The organism is Streptomyces acidiscabies, from assembly GCF_020010905.1.
Lineage (GTDB): Bacteria > Actinomycetota > Actinomycetes > Streptomycetales > Streptomycetaceae > Streptomyces > Streptomyces acidiscabies.
This window is the reverse complement of the sequence record NZ_JAGJBY010000002.1, coordinates 960845-974544: the sequence shown is the minus strand read 5'-3', so window position 1 is coordinate 974544 and position 13700 is coordinate 960845. Positions and strand designations below refer to the sequence as shown.

Genomic DNA, 13700 nt, shown 5'->3' with positions numbered 1-13700 from the left:
GCCGGGACACCCACGCGGGCGCGGATGACTCCCCGCGCCCCCGGACACCCTTCCAGACGGCCGCCCCTCAGGCGGCCAGTCCCAGCGCCGCCATCCGCTTCGTGTGCGCCTCGGTGATCCGCGAGAACATCCGCCCCACCTCCGCGAGGTCGAACCCGTCGGCCACCCCGCCGACCAGCATGGTCGACAGCGCGTCCCGCTCGGCCACCACCCGCTGGGACTGCGACAGCGCCTCCCCCATCAGCCGCCGCGCCCACAGCGCGAGCCGCCCGCCAACGCGCGGCTCGGCGTCGATGGCCGCGCGCACGCGCTCGACGGCGAACCCGGCGTGACCGGTGTCGTCCAGCACGGCGAGCACCAGCGCGCGTGTGTCGGAGTCGAGCCGCGCGGCAACCTCCCGGTAGAAGTCGCTGGCGATGGAGTCACCGACGTACGCCTTCACGAGCCCCTCCAGCCAGTCGGAGGGCGCCGTCTGCCGGTGGAAGCCGTCGAGGGCCGCGACGAACGGGTCCATGGCGTCCGTGGGCTCCGCGCCGATCTCGGTGATCCGGTCGCGCAGCCGCTCGAAGTGGTGGAACTCGGCGGACGCCATCTTCGCCAGCTCGGCCTTGTCCGCGAGGGTGGGCGCGAGCTTCGCATCCTCCGCGAGCCGTTCGAACGCCGCGAGCTCGCCGTAGGCCAGCGCTCCGAGGAGGTCCACGACGGCGGCCCGGTACTGCGGCTCGGTGGCGGCCTGGTCCCAGTTCTGGGCGGCGATGCCGGTGTGCTCGGGGGTTTCGGCGGACTCGTTGGCGTGGTCAGACGTCGTCATGAAACGCACAATAGTCCGCCGCCAGGCGGGGTCGCGGCCGTACAGCTGCGGGGACCGGACCCTGGCCGAACCCTGTGAGAACCAGGACGTGACCCGATCGGCCATCACATGTGCACGATTCCGGGGTATGGTGGTAATGCGCCTGCTGGTACCTCGTGTACCTCGCAGGCCCATGTATGAGGATGCCCGGTCGCTGGCCCGATCGGCTCCGACCCGACAGCCCTCCTGTTCCGTACGGCACATCGCGTACGGCGTTCGGAGGGACCCTCAGCGGTACGAGCGCTAGAGCGTCGGCAGAGGTCCCGTGCCCTACGGCTGGTCCGTAAGGCCGCCGACGTCCCCCGGCACGGTCTGCCAAAGACCCCCGCGCTCGCCTCGCACCGCGTACACAGAAGAGGCAGCACCCTGACTACGACGTTCAGAGATCTCGGAATCCTTTCCGAGACCGCCGAGGCCCTCGAAGCCGTCGGCATCATCAATCCCTTCCCCATCCAGGAGATGACCCTCCCTGTCGCCCTCAGCGGCACGGACATCATCGGCCAGGCCAAGACGGGCACCGGCAAGACGCTGGGCTTCGGCCTGCCGCTCCTGGAGCGCGTCACCGTCCCCGCCGACGTCGAGGCGGGCCGCGCCGCCCCAGAGATGCTCACAGACGCTCCGCAGGCCCTCGTCGTCGTCCCCACGCGCGAGCTGTGCACCCAGGTGACGAACGACCTGCTGACGGCCGGCAAGGTCCGCAACGTGCGCGTGACGGCGATCTACGGCGGTCGCGCGTACGAGCCGCAGGTCGAGGCCCTCAGGAAGGGCGTCGACGTCGTCGTCGGCACCCCCGGGCGCCTGCTCGACCTCGCGGGCCAGAAGAAGCTCGACCTCAAGCACGTCCGGTGCCTGGTCCTCGACGAGGCCGACGAGATGCTCGACCTGGGCTTCCTGCCCGACGTCGAGAAGATCATGGCTATGCTGCCCGCGCGGCGTCAGACGATGCTGTTCTCGGCCACCATGCCGGGCGCCGTCATCGGCCTCGCGCGCCGGTACATGTCGCAGCCGACGCACATCCGCGCGACGTCGCCGGACGACGAGGGCGCGACCGTCGCGAACACCGCGCAGTACGTCTACCGCGCGCACTCGATGGACAAGCCCGAGATGGTCTCCCGCATCCTCCAGGCCGAGGGCCGCGCGCTCGCGATGGTCTTCTGCCGCACCAAGCGCACGGCCGCCGACATCGCCGAGCAGCTGGAGCGCCGCGGGTTCGCCTCCGGCGCGGTCCACGGCGACCTCGGCCAGGGCGCGCGCGAGCAGGCGCTGCGCGCGTTCCGCAACGGCAAGGTCGACGTGCTGGTCTGCACCGACGTCGCCGCGCGCGGGATCGACGTCGAGAACGTCACCCACGTCATCAACTACCAGTCCCCCGAGGACGAGAAGACGTACCTGCACCGCATCGGCCGCACCGGTCGCGCGGGCGCGTCGGGTACGGCGATCACGCTCGTCGACTGGGACGACATCCCGCGCTGGCAGCTCATCAACAAGGCGCTGGACCTCGGTTTCAACGACCCGCCGGAGACGTACTCCACGTCCCCGCACCTCTTCGAGGACCTGAAGATCCCGGCGGGCACGAAGGGTGTCCTGCCGCGTTCCGAGCGCCTGCGCGCGGGGCTCGACGCGGAGGAGCTGGAGGACCTGGGCGAGCCGGGTGGCCGCAGCCGTGGCCGTGGCGGCCGGAGTGACCGGGACCGCCGTGGCGGCTCCGGCGACCGTGACCGTGACCGCCGTGGTGGCCGTGGCGAGTCCGCGCCGCCCGTCGAGGCCGAGTCCGAGCGCCCGTCCCGTACGCCGCGCCGCCGTCGCCGTACGCGCAACGGCTCGCCGCTGGAGCAGGGCGCCGCGCCCGTCGTGCAGCAGCAGCCGGCCGCCGTCGAGGAGACGGCCCCGGCCGGTCGTACGCCGCGCCGTCGCCGCCGTACGCGCAGTGGGGCGCAGGAGTCGGCCGTCACGACGCCGGTGACGCCGTCCGCCGAGCAGGCGCCGGCCGCCGAGGTCGCGGTCGAGACCGCCGAGGGCCAGCCGCGTCGCCGCACGCGCACGCGTAGGGGTGACGAGCAGCCCGTCGCGTCCGTGGTGGAGAGCGAGTCGGCCGCCGGTACGACGCCGGTCGCTGCCGAGGTCGCCGTGGAGACGGCCGAGGGGGCGCCGCGTCGCCGTACGCGCACGCGTAAGGAGTCGACGCCGGTCGCCGCGCCCGAGGTGACGGCTGCCGCTGTCGTGGAGACCGTCGAGGCGAAGCCGCGCCGTACGCGGAAGGCTGCCGCCGAGGCTGTGGTGGAGGCCGTCGCGGCCGAGGTCGTCGAGACCAAGCCGCGTCGCACCCGCAAGGCCGCTGCCGCTCCGGTGGAGGCTGCCGAAGCGGTGGTCGACGTGGTCGAGGCCAAGCCTCGGCGTACGCGGAAGACCGCCGAGGTCGCGCCTGTCGTCGAGGCTCCCGTTGAGGCCGCGCCGCGCCGTACGCGCAAGACGGCCGCCGCGAAGGCCGCTGTCGACACGGCCGAGGCCGTCGAGACCAAGCCCCGGCGGACCCGCAAGACCGCCGCCACCAAGGCCGCCGAGGCCGTTGTGGAGGCCGCTGAGGCTGTCGTCGAGGCCGTTGAGGCGAAGCCGCGTCGGACGCGTAAGACGGCTGCCACCAAGGCCGACGAAGCCGCGCCTGTCGCTGAGGCTCCCGCCGAAGCCGTTGAAGCCGCGCCGCGCCGGACGCGCAAGACGGCCGCCGCGAAGGCTGCCGAGGCCGCTGTCGACACGGCCGAGGCCGTCGAGACCAAGCCCCGGCGGACCCGCAAGACCGCCGCCACCAAGGCCGGCGAGGCAGCGGTGGAGACGGCCGAAGCTGTCGTCGAAGCCAAGCCGCGCCGGACGCGCAAGACGGCCGCCACCAAGGCCGCCGAGGCCGCTGTCGACACGGCCGAGGCCGTCGAGACCAAGCCGCGCCGCACTCGGAAGACGGCCGCCCCCTCCGAGGCGCCGGTCGAGGCCGTCGAGGAGGCCAAGCCCCGCCGTCGTACGACCCGGAAGGCGGCCACCGCCGCCGAGATCCCGGCGCAGGCGACGGAGGAGCCGGTCGTGAAGCCGCGCCGCACGCGGAAGGCCGCCGCCGTGGAGCCCACGGACGGCTGAGCAGCAACGAACAAACGCCGACGGCCCGGCCCCTCTCTCACGGGGCCGGGCCGTCGGCGTTCCCGAGGGGACTCCCCCAGCCCGGTCTTCCCCTCCTCCCCCGGATACCCTCCCCAAGTGACCTTCCCCCTGCCCCCCGCAGCCCGCCCCCTCACCCTCCGCACGCCCCGCGGCGACTTCGCGGCGATCGACACGCCCGCCGTCGCGACCGTGCCCTACCGGGGTGTCGCCCTGCTGCTCCCCGGGTTCACCGGCAGCAAGGAGGACTTCCACTTCCTCCAGGGGCCGTTGGCGGCGCGGGGGTATCGGACGGTCGCTGTGGACGGCCGGGGGCAGTACCAGTCGTACGGGCCCGAGGTGGACGAAACTCCGTACGCACAGGGCGAGTTGGCGAGAGACGTCCTCGCGCAGGCGCGATCCCTCGGTGGGCCGGTGCACTTGCTGGGGCACTCGATGGGCGGGCAGGTCGCGCGGGCGGCGGCGCTGCTCGACCAAGTCCCCTTCCGCAGCCTGACGTTGATGTCGTCGGGCCCGGCGGAGATCTCCGACTCGCAGAAGCAGCGCGTCGCGATGCTGCACGAGGCGCTGGCCGTGATGAGCATGGCGGAGGTGTGGGAGGTGATCGTGGCGATGGGGCCGCCGGAGGACGTCGGCGGACCGACGAAGGGCTTCGGCACACCGGAGTTGATGAGGGACCGCTGGACCGGGCACAGCCCCGCCCAACTCCGCGCCACGGGACGCCAGTTGTGCACGGAACCGGACCGCGTGGACGAACTCGCCGCGCTGGCCCTGCCGTTCCACGTCCTGTCGGGTTCGACCGACGACACCTGGCCGGTACCTCTGCTGGACGAGATGGCGGTACGGCTCTCCGCGCGCCGTACGGTGATCGAGGGCGCGGACCACTCGCCGAACCAGGATCAGCCGGCGTCAACTGCCAAGGCGCTGGCGGACTTCTGGGACACACACCAGAGCGCACACCACGGCACGCGTCAGACGGACAACCCGGTGCACCACCAGGCGGACGACCTCGCGTGCGAGCCCAACTAGCCCTGCCCGCCCGGGAATCAGTACTGCGTCTGGACGTGCTCCCAGAACCCGTCCCGCAGCGCCCGCCGCAGATCGGCCTGCCCCCGCAGCGAGTACTGCAGGATGCCCTCCGCCTCGACCAGCAGATCCTGGTCGACGGAACCCGGCAGGTACGGGTGCCCCGGCAGGAGTTCGGCGAGGCTCTCGCGCCCCCGCTCCACCAGCCACTTCGCCGCGATCTGCGCCCCCACGAACCGAACGTCCTCGCGCGTGGGCCGGTTCGCGGCGGGCCCGTCGTACGAGATGCCGGCGCGGCGCGACACGTACGGCTTGAAGAATTCGAGGTCCAGCGTGCGCTGGCTGTCGACCTCCCACAGCAGCGGCTCCGCCTGGTTGCGGCCCTCCGGCGCCTCGATCCCCCACAGGTGCACGCGCGCGCCGTAGCCCTGCGCGGCCTCGACCGCCGAGACGAGGTCCTCGTCGCCGCCGAGGAGGGCCGCGTCGCTGATCGCGCGGTGGCGGGCGAGGGATTCGAGATCTGTACGGATCAATGAATCAACGCCCTTCTGCTGATTGTTCGCGTTGAGGTTGCCCAAACGAACCTTGACGTCGGGAAGCTCCGCGATCGACTGCTGTTCGGCGGTGTGGATGCGGCGTCTCGCGCCGTCGTACCAGTAGACCCTGAGGAGCCGGCTGTCCGCGAAGACCTGGCGCGCGCGGTCGATGAGCGCCTCCAGGAGGCCCTCCGCGTCGAGGTCGAAGGACCTGCGGTCTTCCGTGCCGGCGACCAGACGGCCCGCCGCGGCGTAGAGATACCCCGCGTCGACGAAGATCGCATGTGTCGAAGGGGTCTTCGCCACCTCGGCGAGCACCCGTCTGAGCAGGTCGTTCGTACGGTCGATGCGGTCCACGAGGGGCCCGAGGTCGTCACTCATCCTCCCCATTGTCCCGCCGGTCACGCAGCGAACACAACCGATCCCGTTCAGTCTTCGCTACCGCTTGGTAGTTAGCTGTTCGAAAAATTTCCTTAGCGTAGGGAATGTTTGTAACACGAGTCCCGTTGAATCCTCATGTAACAGCGATTCTCCTCAGGAGGACACCCGACGAAGGGAGAAGCCCATGCGCTTCGAAATCCTGCGACTCGACGACGTCGACGGCACGCCCGTGGACTGCACTGTCGTGGACGCCGCCTCCGTCAACCGGATCGTGCAGGACGCTGCCGCCATCGGTCAGCGACTCTGGATCCGCCCGGCAGACCGCTCGGCGTCATAACACGCGAGCACACCACACTTCAGAGCCCCCGTACGGTGCCAACACCGTACGGGGGCTCTGTGTATGTACCAGGTTCACGATGTATGCAGCAGGTTCACGATGCGTTGATCACCTGTACCACTCCATTGATGATCTGCTGTACCGCGATCGCCGACAGCATCATCCCGGCGAGGCGCGTCACCAGCACGACGCCTCCATCCTTGATCAACCTGATGATCAGCAGCGAGTACCTCATCACCAGCCACAGCACGGCGTGGATCGCGAGGATCGCGCACCAGACGGAGACCTGCGTCGCGACGCTGTCCGCCTTCTGCACGGCGAGGATGACCGACACGATCGCCCCCGGGCCGGCCAGCAGCGGCATCCCCAGCGGGACGAGGGCCACATTGACGTCCTTGGTCTGCTTCGGTTCGTCGCTCTTCCCCGTCAACAGGTCCAGCGCGATCAACAGAAGCAACAGACCGCCCGCGATCATCAATGCGGGCACCGAGACATGCAGATAGTCAAGTATCTGGTGGCCCAGCAGACCGAACACGGTGATCACCCCACCGGCGACGCACACGGCCTCGAACGCCATCCGCTTCTGCACCTTCGCGGCCCGGCCGGAGGTGAGCGCGAGGAAGATCGGTGTGATCCCGGGGGGATCCATGATGACAAAAAGGGTGAGGAAGAGAGAGCCGAAGACGGCAACGTCGAACATGGGTGGAGCAGCCTTGAGGGAGTTGACGGAAAGAGGAGAGGGAGGGTGGGGCGTCGACAGGCCGGGGCGGTGAGGCTCATGCGCCCGGCGAAACCGCGAACCCCGGCCGGCCTCAGACTCCCCCGGCCCCCGGCACCGGAAATGCCCCCCACGCCCGCCGCGTGATCTCCCCGTACACCTCGGGGTCGGTCGTGTACTCCCCCAGCACGCACGTCTTGCGGCTGCCGTGATAGTCGCTGGAGCCGGTCACCAGCAGCCCCAGCTCACGGGCCAACCCCCGCAGCCGGACGCGAGTCTCGGGGTCGTGGTCCATGTGATCGACCTCGATCCCGTCAAGCCCCGCAGCGGCCATCTCGGCGATCGCCGCGTCCGGGACGGTCAGCCCCCGCTTGCTGGCGCCGGGATGGGCGAAGACGGTCACTCCACCGGCCGCCTTGACGAGCCGGATCGCCTCGAAGGGGTCGGTCTCGTGCTTGGCGACATGCGCGCGGCCCCCGTCGGAGAGCCACTGCTCGGTGAAGGCGGCGTCGACGGAGCCCACGACGCCGGACTCGACGAGGGCGGCGGCCACATGGGGACGCCCGACGGACCCGTCCCCGGCGATGCGGGCGACCTGCTCCCAGGTGACGTCGACGCCGAGTTCCCGCAGCCGCACGACCATGGCCTTCGCACGGGGCACCCGGTCGTCGCGGACCAGTTCGCGCTCGGCGAGGAGCGCGGGCTCCTCGGGGTCGAAGAGGTAGGCGAGCATGTGCATGGAGATGCCGTCGATGCGGCAGGACAGTTCGGCGCCGGTGACGAGGGTCAGCCCCTCGGGCAGCGCGGCGATGGCCTCGGCGTACCCGCGGGACGTGTCGTGATCGGTGAGGGCGACGACGTCGAGCCCGGCGGCAGCGGCGTTGCGGACCAGCTCGGCGGGGGTGTCCGTACCGTCGGAGGCGGTGGAGTGGCAGTGCAGGTCGATGCGCACGGACGACTCCAGACGGGTGACTGACGGGACGAGGGTGACCTAAGAATAACCGTCCCGAAGGGTGCGATTGTCACACCTCAAATCTCAGGACACCCCTTACAAACACCCTCACGGCCCCAACAACCTCGGCGACAGCGCCCCACAAGGCACCATCTCCACCTCCGCCCCCGCATCCCGCAGATCCGTCAGCACCAGCTCGTCGTACATCAACATCCCCGACTGCTCAGGCCACACCACAGCCCACAGCCACACCCCCAGCGCCTCCCCCGCGAAAACCGCCCGGTCATCCGGCGCCTCGGCCACATGCCACAACGGCGTAGGCCGCCCCGCGGCCAGCACCTTCACCTGCGGCGGCTTCTCGACGTCCAGATGCGGACCGGGGTCGGGCCCGTCGATGCCCGCGTACCGCGCCCCCAGCCCCACCCCCAGCTCCTCCGCGACGAGGATCAGCTCGCCGAGGCCGCCGAGCGGCCCGGGACCCGTGCAGGCGACGGCCGTGGCGCGCCCCCCGCTGCGGTCGTCACCGGCGCACGCGACCCCCGTGAACAGCCACCCCACGGGCAGCGGCCACGGCATCCACAAGGGCACCTGGGTGCGGTGCACCACCACGCCGAGCGCCTCGACGCTGGGCGGGATCACGGGCTGGACCGGATGCACCGTGCCATGGTCAGCGCACTGCCAGGAATCGGCGAAGAGACCGGGCGCCCTGACCCGGCCACCACACTTCGGGCAACTGGGTTCGCCCCTCATAGGGCCCAACGGTCCTACCCTCCCCGGCCCGCGTCAAGCCGCGATCACCCATCCGGGAAGCCGAGCCCGCCCAAGTAGATGTAGCTTGCATTAATTAGCCGACCTAACTTAGTATGTGTAAACACCAACCATCCGTACCGGGAGGGACACAGGAGATGAAGGACGACAGCGCAGACCCGTTCGACGCGGGCGCGGGCGGACTCCTGAAGCAGCCGAAGGCCGTGTGGGCGACGGCGGGCGCCTCGGTCGTCGCGTTCATGGGCATCGGACTGGTCGACCCGATCCTCCCGTCGATCGCCAAGGGCCTGGAGGCGACGCCGAGTCAGGTCTCCCTCCTGTTCACGTCGTACTTCCTGATCACGGCGTTCGCGATGCTGATCACGGGCTACGTCTCCAGCCGGATCGGCGGCAAGAAGACCCTGCTGCTGGGCCTGGCCCTGGTCGTCCTGTTCGCGGCGCTGGCCGGCACCTCCGGCTCGGTCGCCGAACTCGTCGGCTTCCGCGCGGGCTGGGGCCTCGGCAACGCCCTGTTCGTCTCGACGGCCCTCGCGGTCATCGTCGGCGCGGCGGCGGGCGGCAGCGCGGCGGCGATCCTGCTGTACGAGTCGGCGCTCGGCCTCGGCATGGCCTGCGGCCCGCTGCTCGGCGCGCTCCTGGGCGACGCGAGCTGGCGCTACCCCTTCTTCGGTACGGCGTTCCTGATGGCCGTCGGCTTCCTGTGCGTCACCGTGTTCCTGAAGGAGCAGCCGAAGCCGGCGACGAAGACCTCGATCCTCGACCCCCTGAAGGCCCTCGGCCACGGCGGCCTCGCGTCGGCGGCGGTCTCGGCGTTCTTCTACAACTACACGTTCTTCACGGTCCTGGCCTTCACCCCGTTCGCCCTCGACATGACGCCGTACAAATCGGGTGCCGTGTTCTTCGCGTGGGGCCTGCTGCTCGCCCTGTTCTCGGTCGTCGTCGCCCCGCGCCTCCAGGCCCGGTTCGGCTCACTGAAGGTGCTCGGCGGATCTCTGGTGCTGCTCGCGGCGGACGTCCTGCTGCTCGGATACGGCGACCACGTCACCGCGATCGTCTGCACGGTCCTGTCCGGCGCGTTCATCGGCGTCAACAACACCGTCTACACGGAGCTGGCCCTCGGCGTCTCGGACGCGCCGCGCCCGGTGGCGAGCGCGGGCTACAACTTCGTCCGCTGGTTCGCGGCGGCTGCGGCGCCGTACTTCGCGCCGAAGATCGAGGAGTGGTCGGACATCCACATGCCGTTCGTGGTGGCGGCGGTGACGGCCGTGATCGGGGCGGGAGTTGTGGTCGTACGGCGCAAGGCGCTGACGCACGAAGCCGAGGAGCGGGAGACCGCGCACGCGACGCAGGATTCGGTCACGGTCTTCGCGAGCTGACGGTGAGTTGAGTCACCCCGACGTCACGTACGAAGGTCAGTCCAGCGGGACGGATCTCCGGGCCGGGTCCCGGAGGTCCGTCCCGTTCGTCAGCCACCGTTCCTGGAGCGCCTGCGCGCCGTGCACGCGTTTCCACGCGGCCTCGTTGGGGGTCATCGGCAGGAGGGGGAGGAAATGCACGGGGTCGAGCGGGGCGTCGAGTTCGAGGTCCTCGACGAGACCGCCGGGTTCGGCGACGAGTACGGAGGTGAAGGGGGCGTCCGGCCACAGGGGCTCGCCGACGTCCAGCGAGGCGCCGGGGGCGACGACGACGCCCTCGACCTGCGGGGACGCGGCGAGGACGGCGAGCGGGCGGAGCACCTTGTCGGTGTCGGCGAGACCCCCTCGCACCGAGAGGACCAGCTCCGCGCGGGGGCCCTTGAGAGGGTCGGCGAGCATGCCCGTGGGGTCGGTCATGGGGTGCGCGGACATGCCGAGCGTGGCGTACCGGACGATGCCGTCCCCCTGCTGGAAGCGGAGGACCTCGACGCGGTCGGTGCCGAGGAAGGTGACCGCCGCGCGCGCGTCCGGCTCACCCAGCGCGGTGTGCAACCGGGCCTCGACCAGAGGGAGAACATCAACCATGTCGCGAGCATAGAACTCGCCAGTACGGGGCAAAGCAGCACCTTGACACTTCTGGCTGCTGATACTCTGGCCAAGTCGTTCTGGGCAGCTTGCAGAAGCACGCGTATCAAGTCCGGACGACCTGGATCTCCCTTACGAGGGACCGGCCGGAGGAGGTGGGGCTGTCATGGATCGAAGTCACCCGTGCAGTACCACTCGCTCTTCCCGCCGCTGACGCGATCGAACCCGGCTGTCGTCCGTAGACGGCCGATCCCGCTTCTCAGCGTCCTTCACGCGGAAGAGCACTTCGTTTCATCTCCTTGAAGTAAGCCGCCGCGACGGTGCGGTGCTCCCCGCTTTGTGGACGTGCGAAACATCTCAGCGCTCAGGACGTCCTCATTCCGGGCAGTTCCACCCGTCGGCGTGGCCTTTTGGCCAACGATGCGAAGGAGCCCTGCCATGTCCATGATCCGCGATCTGCGTGCCGCCGTGGTCCGCCCGTCCCGTGTCACGTCCCTGCGCAAGGTCCACAAGGACACCATCCTGACCGGCCCGTACGACACGACGCGCGACCCCGCGACGCCGTCCGCCGTCGTCGACTGCGCGGTCTACCGGAACGGCGCCCGGGTGCAGTTCGACCGGTCCCTCACCCCGCACGAGGCGATGCGTCAGGTGCGGCGCGACGGCGGGTTCGTGTGGATCGGGCTGCACGAGCCGACCGAGGCCGAATTCTCGGGTATCGCCGGGGAGTTCGGGCTCCACCCGCTCGCCGTCGAGGACGCGGTGCAGGCGCATCAGCGGCCGAAGCTGGAGCGGTACGACGACTCCCTGTTCACCGTCTTCAAGACCATCCACTACGTCGAGCACGAGCAGCTCGACGCGAACAGCGAGGTCGTGGAGACCGGCGAGGTCATGTGCTTCACCGGCAAGGACTTCGTCATCACCGTCCGGCACGGCGGGCAGGGTTCGCTGCGCGCCCTGCGCCACCGGCTCCAGGACGACCCCGAGTTGCTCGCGAAGGGGCCCTCGGCCGTCCTGCACGCCATCGCCGACCATGTCGTGGACGGGTACATCGCCGTCGCCGACGCCGTCCAGGACGACATCGACGAGGTCGAGACGGACGTCTTCTCGCCGGGCCGCAACGGCTCGCCGCGTGGCACCGACCCGAGCCGGATCTACCAACTCAAGCGCGAGGTGCTGGAGTTCAAGCGGGCGGTGTCTCCGCTGCTGCGTCCGATGCAGCTCCTGAGCGAGCGCCCGATGCGGTTGATCGACCCCGACATCCAGAAGTACTTCCGCGACGTCGCCGACCACTTGGCCCGCGTCCAGGAGCAAGTCCTGGGCTTCGACGAGCTGTTGAACTCCATCCTCCAGGCCAACCTCGCGCAGGCGTCCGTCGCCCAGAACGAGGACATGCGCAAGATCACCTCGTGGGCCGCGATCATCGCCGTCCCCACCATGGTCTGCGGCGTCTACGGCATGAACTTCGACCACATGCCGGAACTGCGCTGGAAGTACGGCTACCCCATGGTCATGGCCATCATCGTGACCATGTGCTTCGGCATCCACCGCACCCTCAAGCGCAACGGCTGGCTCTAAGGTGACGTCATGACGTCCCCCCTGGACCCCTTGGACCGGGCCCTCGTCGAAGAGGCCACGAAGAAGTCGGGCCTCATCTGGGTCAAGGGTCCCGACGCTCCCGCCCGCCCCCTGTGGCACGCCTGGCACGAAGGCGCGGCGCACCTCCTGGGCGACGGCCCCGGTGAACAGCCCCTGCCGGGGCTGGCGGACGGGGGCACGGCGGAGGTGACGGTCCGCAGCAAGGACAAGGGCGGCCGGCTGGTCACCTGGACGGCGAGGGTCGTCCGCCTGGAACCGGGCACCGACGAATACGCGGCGGCGGCAACGGAGTTGAAGACGAAACGCCTCAACGCCCCGGACGGCGAGGCGGTGTTGGAACGCTGGGCGAGGGAGTGCAGACTGCTCCGCCTGGAACCGACGGGGGAGACACTCCCGACGCCGGAAGGCGACCTGGCGGCGAGCCCCCTCCCGACCCCGGCGACGACGAGGCAGCCGATCCCGGCAGCCGTACCGAGGCTGCTGTTCAGGAAGCGGAAGAACCCCCGCTAGGAAGCCGGTAGTTGCTTCCCGTAGTCCACTGTCTCGTCCTTGGACGGCTCGGCGAGCGTGAAGTCCTGCCCCCACGCCGAGAACGCCAACGAACCCGCGCTGCCCGCCCGTTGGAGCAGGAGGGGATACGGCTCGCCCTTCAGCGAGACGTCCAGCGTGCCGCCGGAGCCCTTGTCGCCGGTGATTCTGATCGTGCGGGTACCCGCCTGCTCGTGATGGCCGTCCTTGGAGAGGGACCCGTGCAGGGTCAGCAAGCCGTCGAGGAGGAGGTCCTTGTCCGTGAAGCCGCTGAATTTCGTGTACGAGGGATCCCCGGCCGGGATCTTGACGTACTTGCCGTCCAGCTTGCCGGCCGCGTCCGTCGCGTCGCTGTCCTGCTTCCAGAACCCGGCGTCGGCCTTCAGGAACAGCGCCTCGCCCACGCGCAGGAGCTGGAAGGTCGTCCCCTGCGAGGAGACCGACCCCGTGCCCCCGTCCTTCTTCAGCCGCATGTCGAGACGGTACGTCCGCCCACTGGTCACGACGGTCCCGGCGAGCCGCACCGCGTCGACCCCGGCCGCCGCCGTCTTCGCCCGGTCCTGGATCTTGTCCGCGCCGAGCTTCCCCACCCCGTTCGTCCCCGCGTCGGGATCCTCGCCACCGCACCCGCTCACCCCGAGGGCGAGCGCGCACACCGCCCCGAGCAGCGCGGTGCGGGTGCGGGCCGGAGAGGATGCGGTCACGAAAGACGCTCGCTTTCGACGTGAACGTGAGGGACGGCGTACGGCAGCGTACCGGGGTCGCGAAGACCCGGCGGACGCGGTCCTTCCGTACCCCTCACCAGCGCGTATCCGATCGGGACGGGCTAGCCTTAAGCCCTCCCGAGCCGACATTCCGGAC

General features: G+C 70.2%; 13 protein-coding genes. 6 read left to right on the top strand and 7 right to left on the bottom strand.

The annotated features are described in order from the left end of the window. Positions 1-67 precede the first annotated feature (67 nt). A complete protein-coding gene (locus J8M50_RS31450) occupies positions 68-820 on the bottom strand; it encodes a ferritin-like fold-containing protein (protein WP_029183382.1) in 753 nt (250 codons plus the stop codon). Positions 821-1309: 489 nt separating this feature from the next. On the opposite strand from J8M50_RS31450, the gene J8M50_RS31445 reads away from it, so the two are divergent. Both J8M50_RS31445 and J8M50_RS31440 read left to right on the top strand, forming a co-directional pair. Continuing rightward, positions 1310-3976 (top strand): DEAD/DEAH box helicase, encoded by a 2667-nt coding sequence (locus tag J8M50_RS31445; protein ID WP_010350499.1) that lies wholly within the window; start codon positions 1310-1312, stop codon positions 3974-3976. Positions 3977-4093: 117 nt separating this feature from the next. Then, positions 4094-5023 carry an alpha/beta fold hydrolase gene (locus J8M50_RS31440; protein ID WP_010350500.1) on the top strand — a complete coding sequence of 310 codons (930 nt, stop codon included), beginning with the start codon at positions 4094-4096 and terminating at the stop codon, positions 5021-5023. Positions 5024-5040: 17 nt separating this feature from the next. On the opposite strand, the gene J8M50_RS31435 is transcribed toward J8M50_RS31440, so the two are convergent. Beyond that, the gene (locus J8M50_RS31435) at positions 5041-5937 is read right to left on the bottom strand and encodes an NYN domain-containing protein (protein ID WP_010350502.1); all 897 of its coding nucleotides are present in this window, start codon (positions 5935-5937) and stop codon (positions 5041-5043) included. A gap of 184 nt (positions 5938-6121) precedes the next feature. Between J8M50_RS31435 and J8M50_RS31430 the strand changes: the two genes are divergently transcribed. Next, positions 6122-6274 (top strand): DUF8834 family protein, encoded by a 153-nt coding sequence (locus J8M50_RS31430; RefSeq protein WP_010350503.1) that lies wholly within the window; start codon positions 6122-6124, stop codon positions 6272-6274. Between the two features lie 94 nt (positions 6275-6368). Here the strand turns inward: J8M50_RS31430 and J8M50_RS31425 are convergent, their stop codons facing one another. The 3 genes from J8M50_RS31425 to J8M50_RS31415 form a co-directional block, all read right to left on the bottom strand. Next, a complete protein-coding gene (locus J8M50_RS31425; RefSeq protein WP_010350504.1) occupies positions 6369-6974 on the bottom strand; it encodes a MarC family protein in 606 nt (201 codons plus the stop codon). Between the two features lie 112 nt (positions 6975-7086). Beyond that, positions 7087-7944, bottom strand: coding sequence for a PHP domain-containing protein (locus tag J8M50_RS31420; protein WP_010350506.1), 858 nt, complete (start codon positions 7942-7944; stop codon positions 7087-7089). 108 nt (positions 7945-8052) lie between these two features. Beyond that, entirely contained in the window at positions 8053-8694 is a 642-nt protein-coding gene (locus J8M50_RS31415) for a DUF6758 family protein (RefSeq protein ID WP_010350507.1), read from the bottom strand. 155 nt (positions 8695-8849) lie between these two features. On the opposite strand from J8M50_RS31415, the gene J8M50_RS31410 reads away from it, so the two are divergent. Further along, positions 8850-10088, top strand: coding sequence for an MFS transporter (locus tag J8M50_RS31410; RefSeq protein ID WP_010350509.1), 1239 nt, complete (start codon positions 8850-8852; stop codon positions 10086-10088). 36 nt (positions 10089-10124) lie between these two features. Here J8M50_RS31410 and J8M50_RS31405 read toward each other — a convergent pair whose 3' ends face one another. Next, the gene (locus J8M50_RS31405) at positions 10125-10712 is read right to left on the bottom strand and encodes a suppressor of fused domain protein (RefSeq protein ID WP_010350510.1); all 588 of its coding nucleotides are present in this window, start codon (positions 10710-10712) and stop codon (positions 10125-10127) included. Between the two features lie 438 nt (positions 10713-11150). Between J8M50_RS31405 and J8M50_RS31400 the strand changes: the two genes are divergently transcribed. Both J8M50_RS31400 and J8M50_RS31395 read left to right on the top strand, forming a co-directional pair. After that, positions 11151-12290: a magnesium and cobalt transport protein CorA gene (locus J8M50_RS31400; RefSeq protein WP_010350511.1), complete on the top strand. Its 1140-nt coding sequence runs from the start codon at positions 11151-11153 to the stop codon at positions 12288-12290. A gap of 9 nt (positions 12291-12299) precedes the next feature. Beyond that, positions 12300-12821 (top strand): hypothetical protein, encoded by a 522-nt coding sequence (locus J8M50_RS31395; RefSeq protein ID WP_010350512.1) that lies wholly within the window; start codon positions 12300-12302, stop codon positions 12819-12821. Here the strand turns inward: J8M50_RS31395 and J8M50_RS31390 are convergent. Further along, positions 12818-13543, bottom strand: a complete 726-nt coding sequence (locus J8M50_RS31390; RefSeq protein WP_010350513.1) for a hypothetical protein — start codon at positions 13541-13543, stop codon at positions 12818-12820. The two genes, J8M50_RS31395 and J8M50_RS31390, sit on opposite strands and share 4 nt — an antisense overlap. Positions 13544-13700: the final 157 nt, after the last annotated feature.

Bases quoted from the DNA above. Each gene is read 5' to 3' on its own strand.
- J8M50_RS31445 (WP_010350499.1), top strand. From the start codon at position 1,310: ATGACCCTCCCTGTCGCCCTCAGCGGCACGGACATCATCGGCCAGGCC.
- J8M50_RS31435 (WP_010350502.1), bottom strand. From the start codon at position 5,937: ATGAGTGACGACCTCGGGCCCCTCGTGGACCGCATCGACCGTACGAAC.
- J8M50_RS31430 (WP_010350503.1), top strand. From the start codon at position 6,122: ATGCGCTTCGAAATCCTGCGACTCGACGACGTCGACGGCACGCCCGTG.
- J8M50_RS31425 (WP_010350504.1), bottom strand. From the start codon at position 6,974: ATGTTCGACGTTGCCGTCTTCGGCTCTCTCTTCCTCACCCTTTTTGTC.
- J8M50_RS31415 (WP_010350507.1), bottom strand. From the start codon at position 8,694: ATGAGGGGCGAACCCAGTTGCCCGAAGTGTGGTGGCCGGGTCAGGGCG.
- J8M50_RS31410 (WP_010350509.1), top strand. From the start codon at position 8,850: ATGAAGGACGACAGCGCAGACCCGTTCGACGCGGGCGCGGGCGGACTC.
- J8M50_RS31405 (WP_010350510.1), bottom strand. From the start codon at position 10,712: ATGGTTGATGTTCTCCCTCTGGTCGAGGCCCGGTTGCACACCGCGCTG.
- J8M50_RS31400 (WP_010350511.1), top strand. From the start codon at position 11,151: ATGTCCATGATCCGCGATCTGCGTGCCGCCGTGGTCCGCCCGTCCCGT.
- J8M50_RS31395 (WP_010350512.1), top strand. From the start codon at position 12,300: ATGACGTCCCCCCTGGACCCCTTGGACCGGGCCCTCGTCGAAGAGGCC.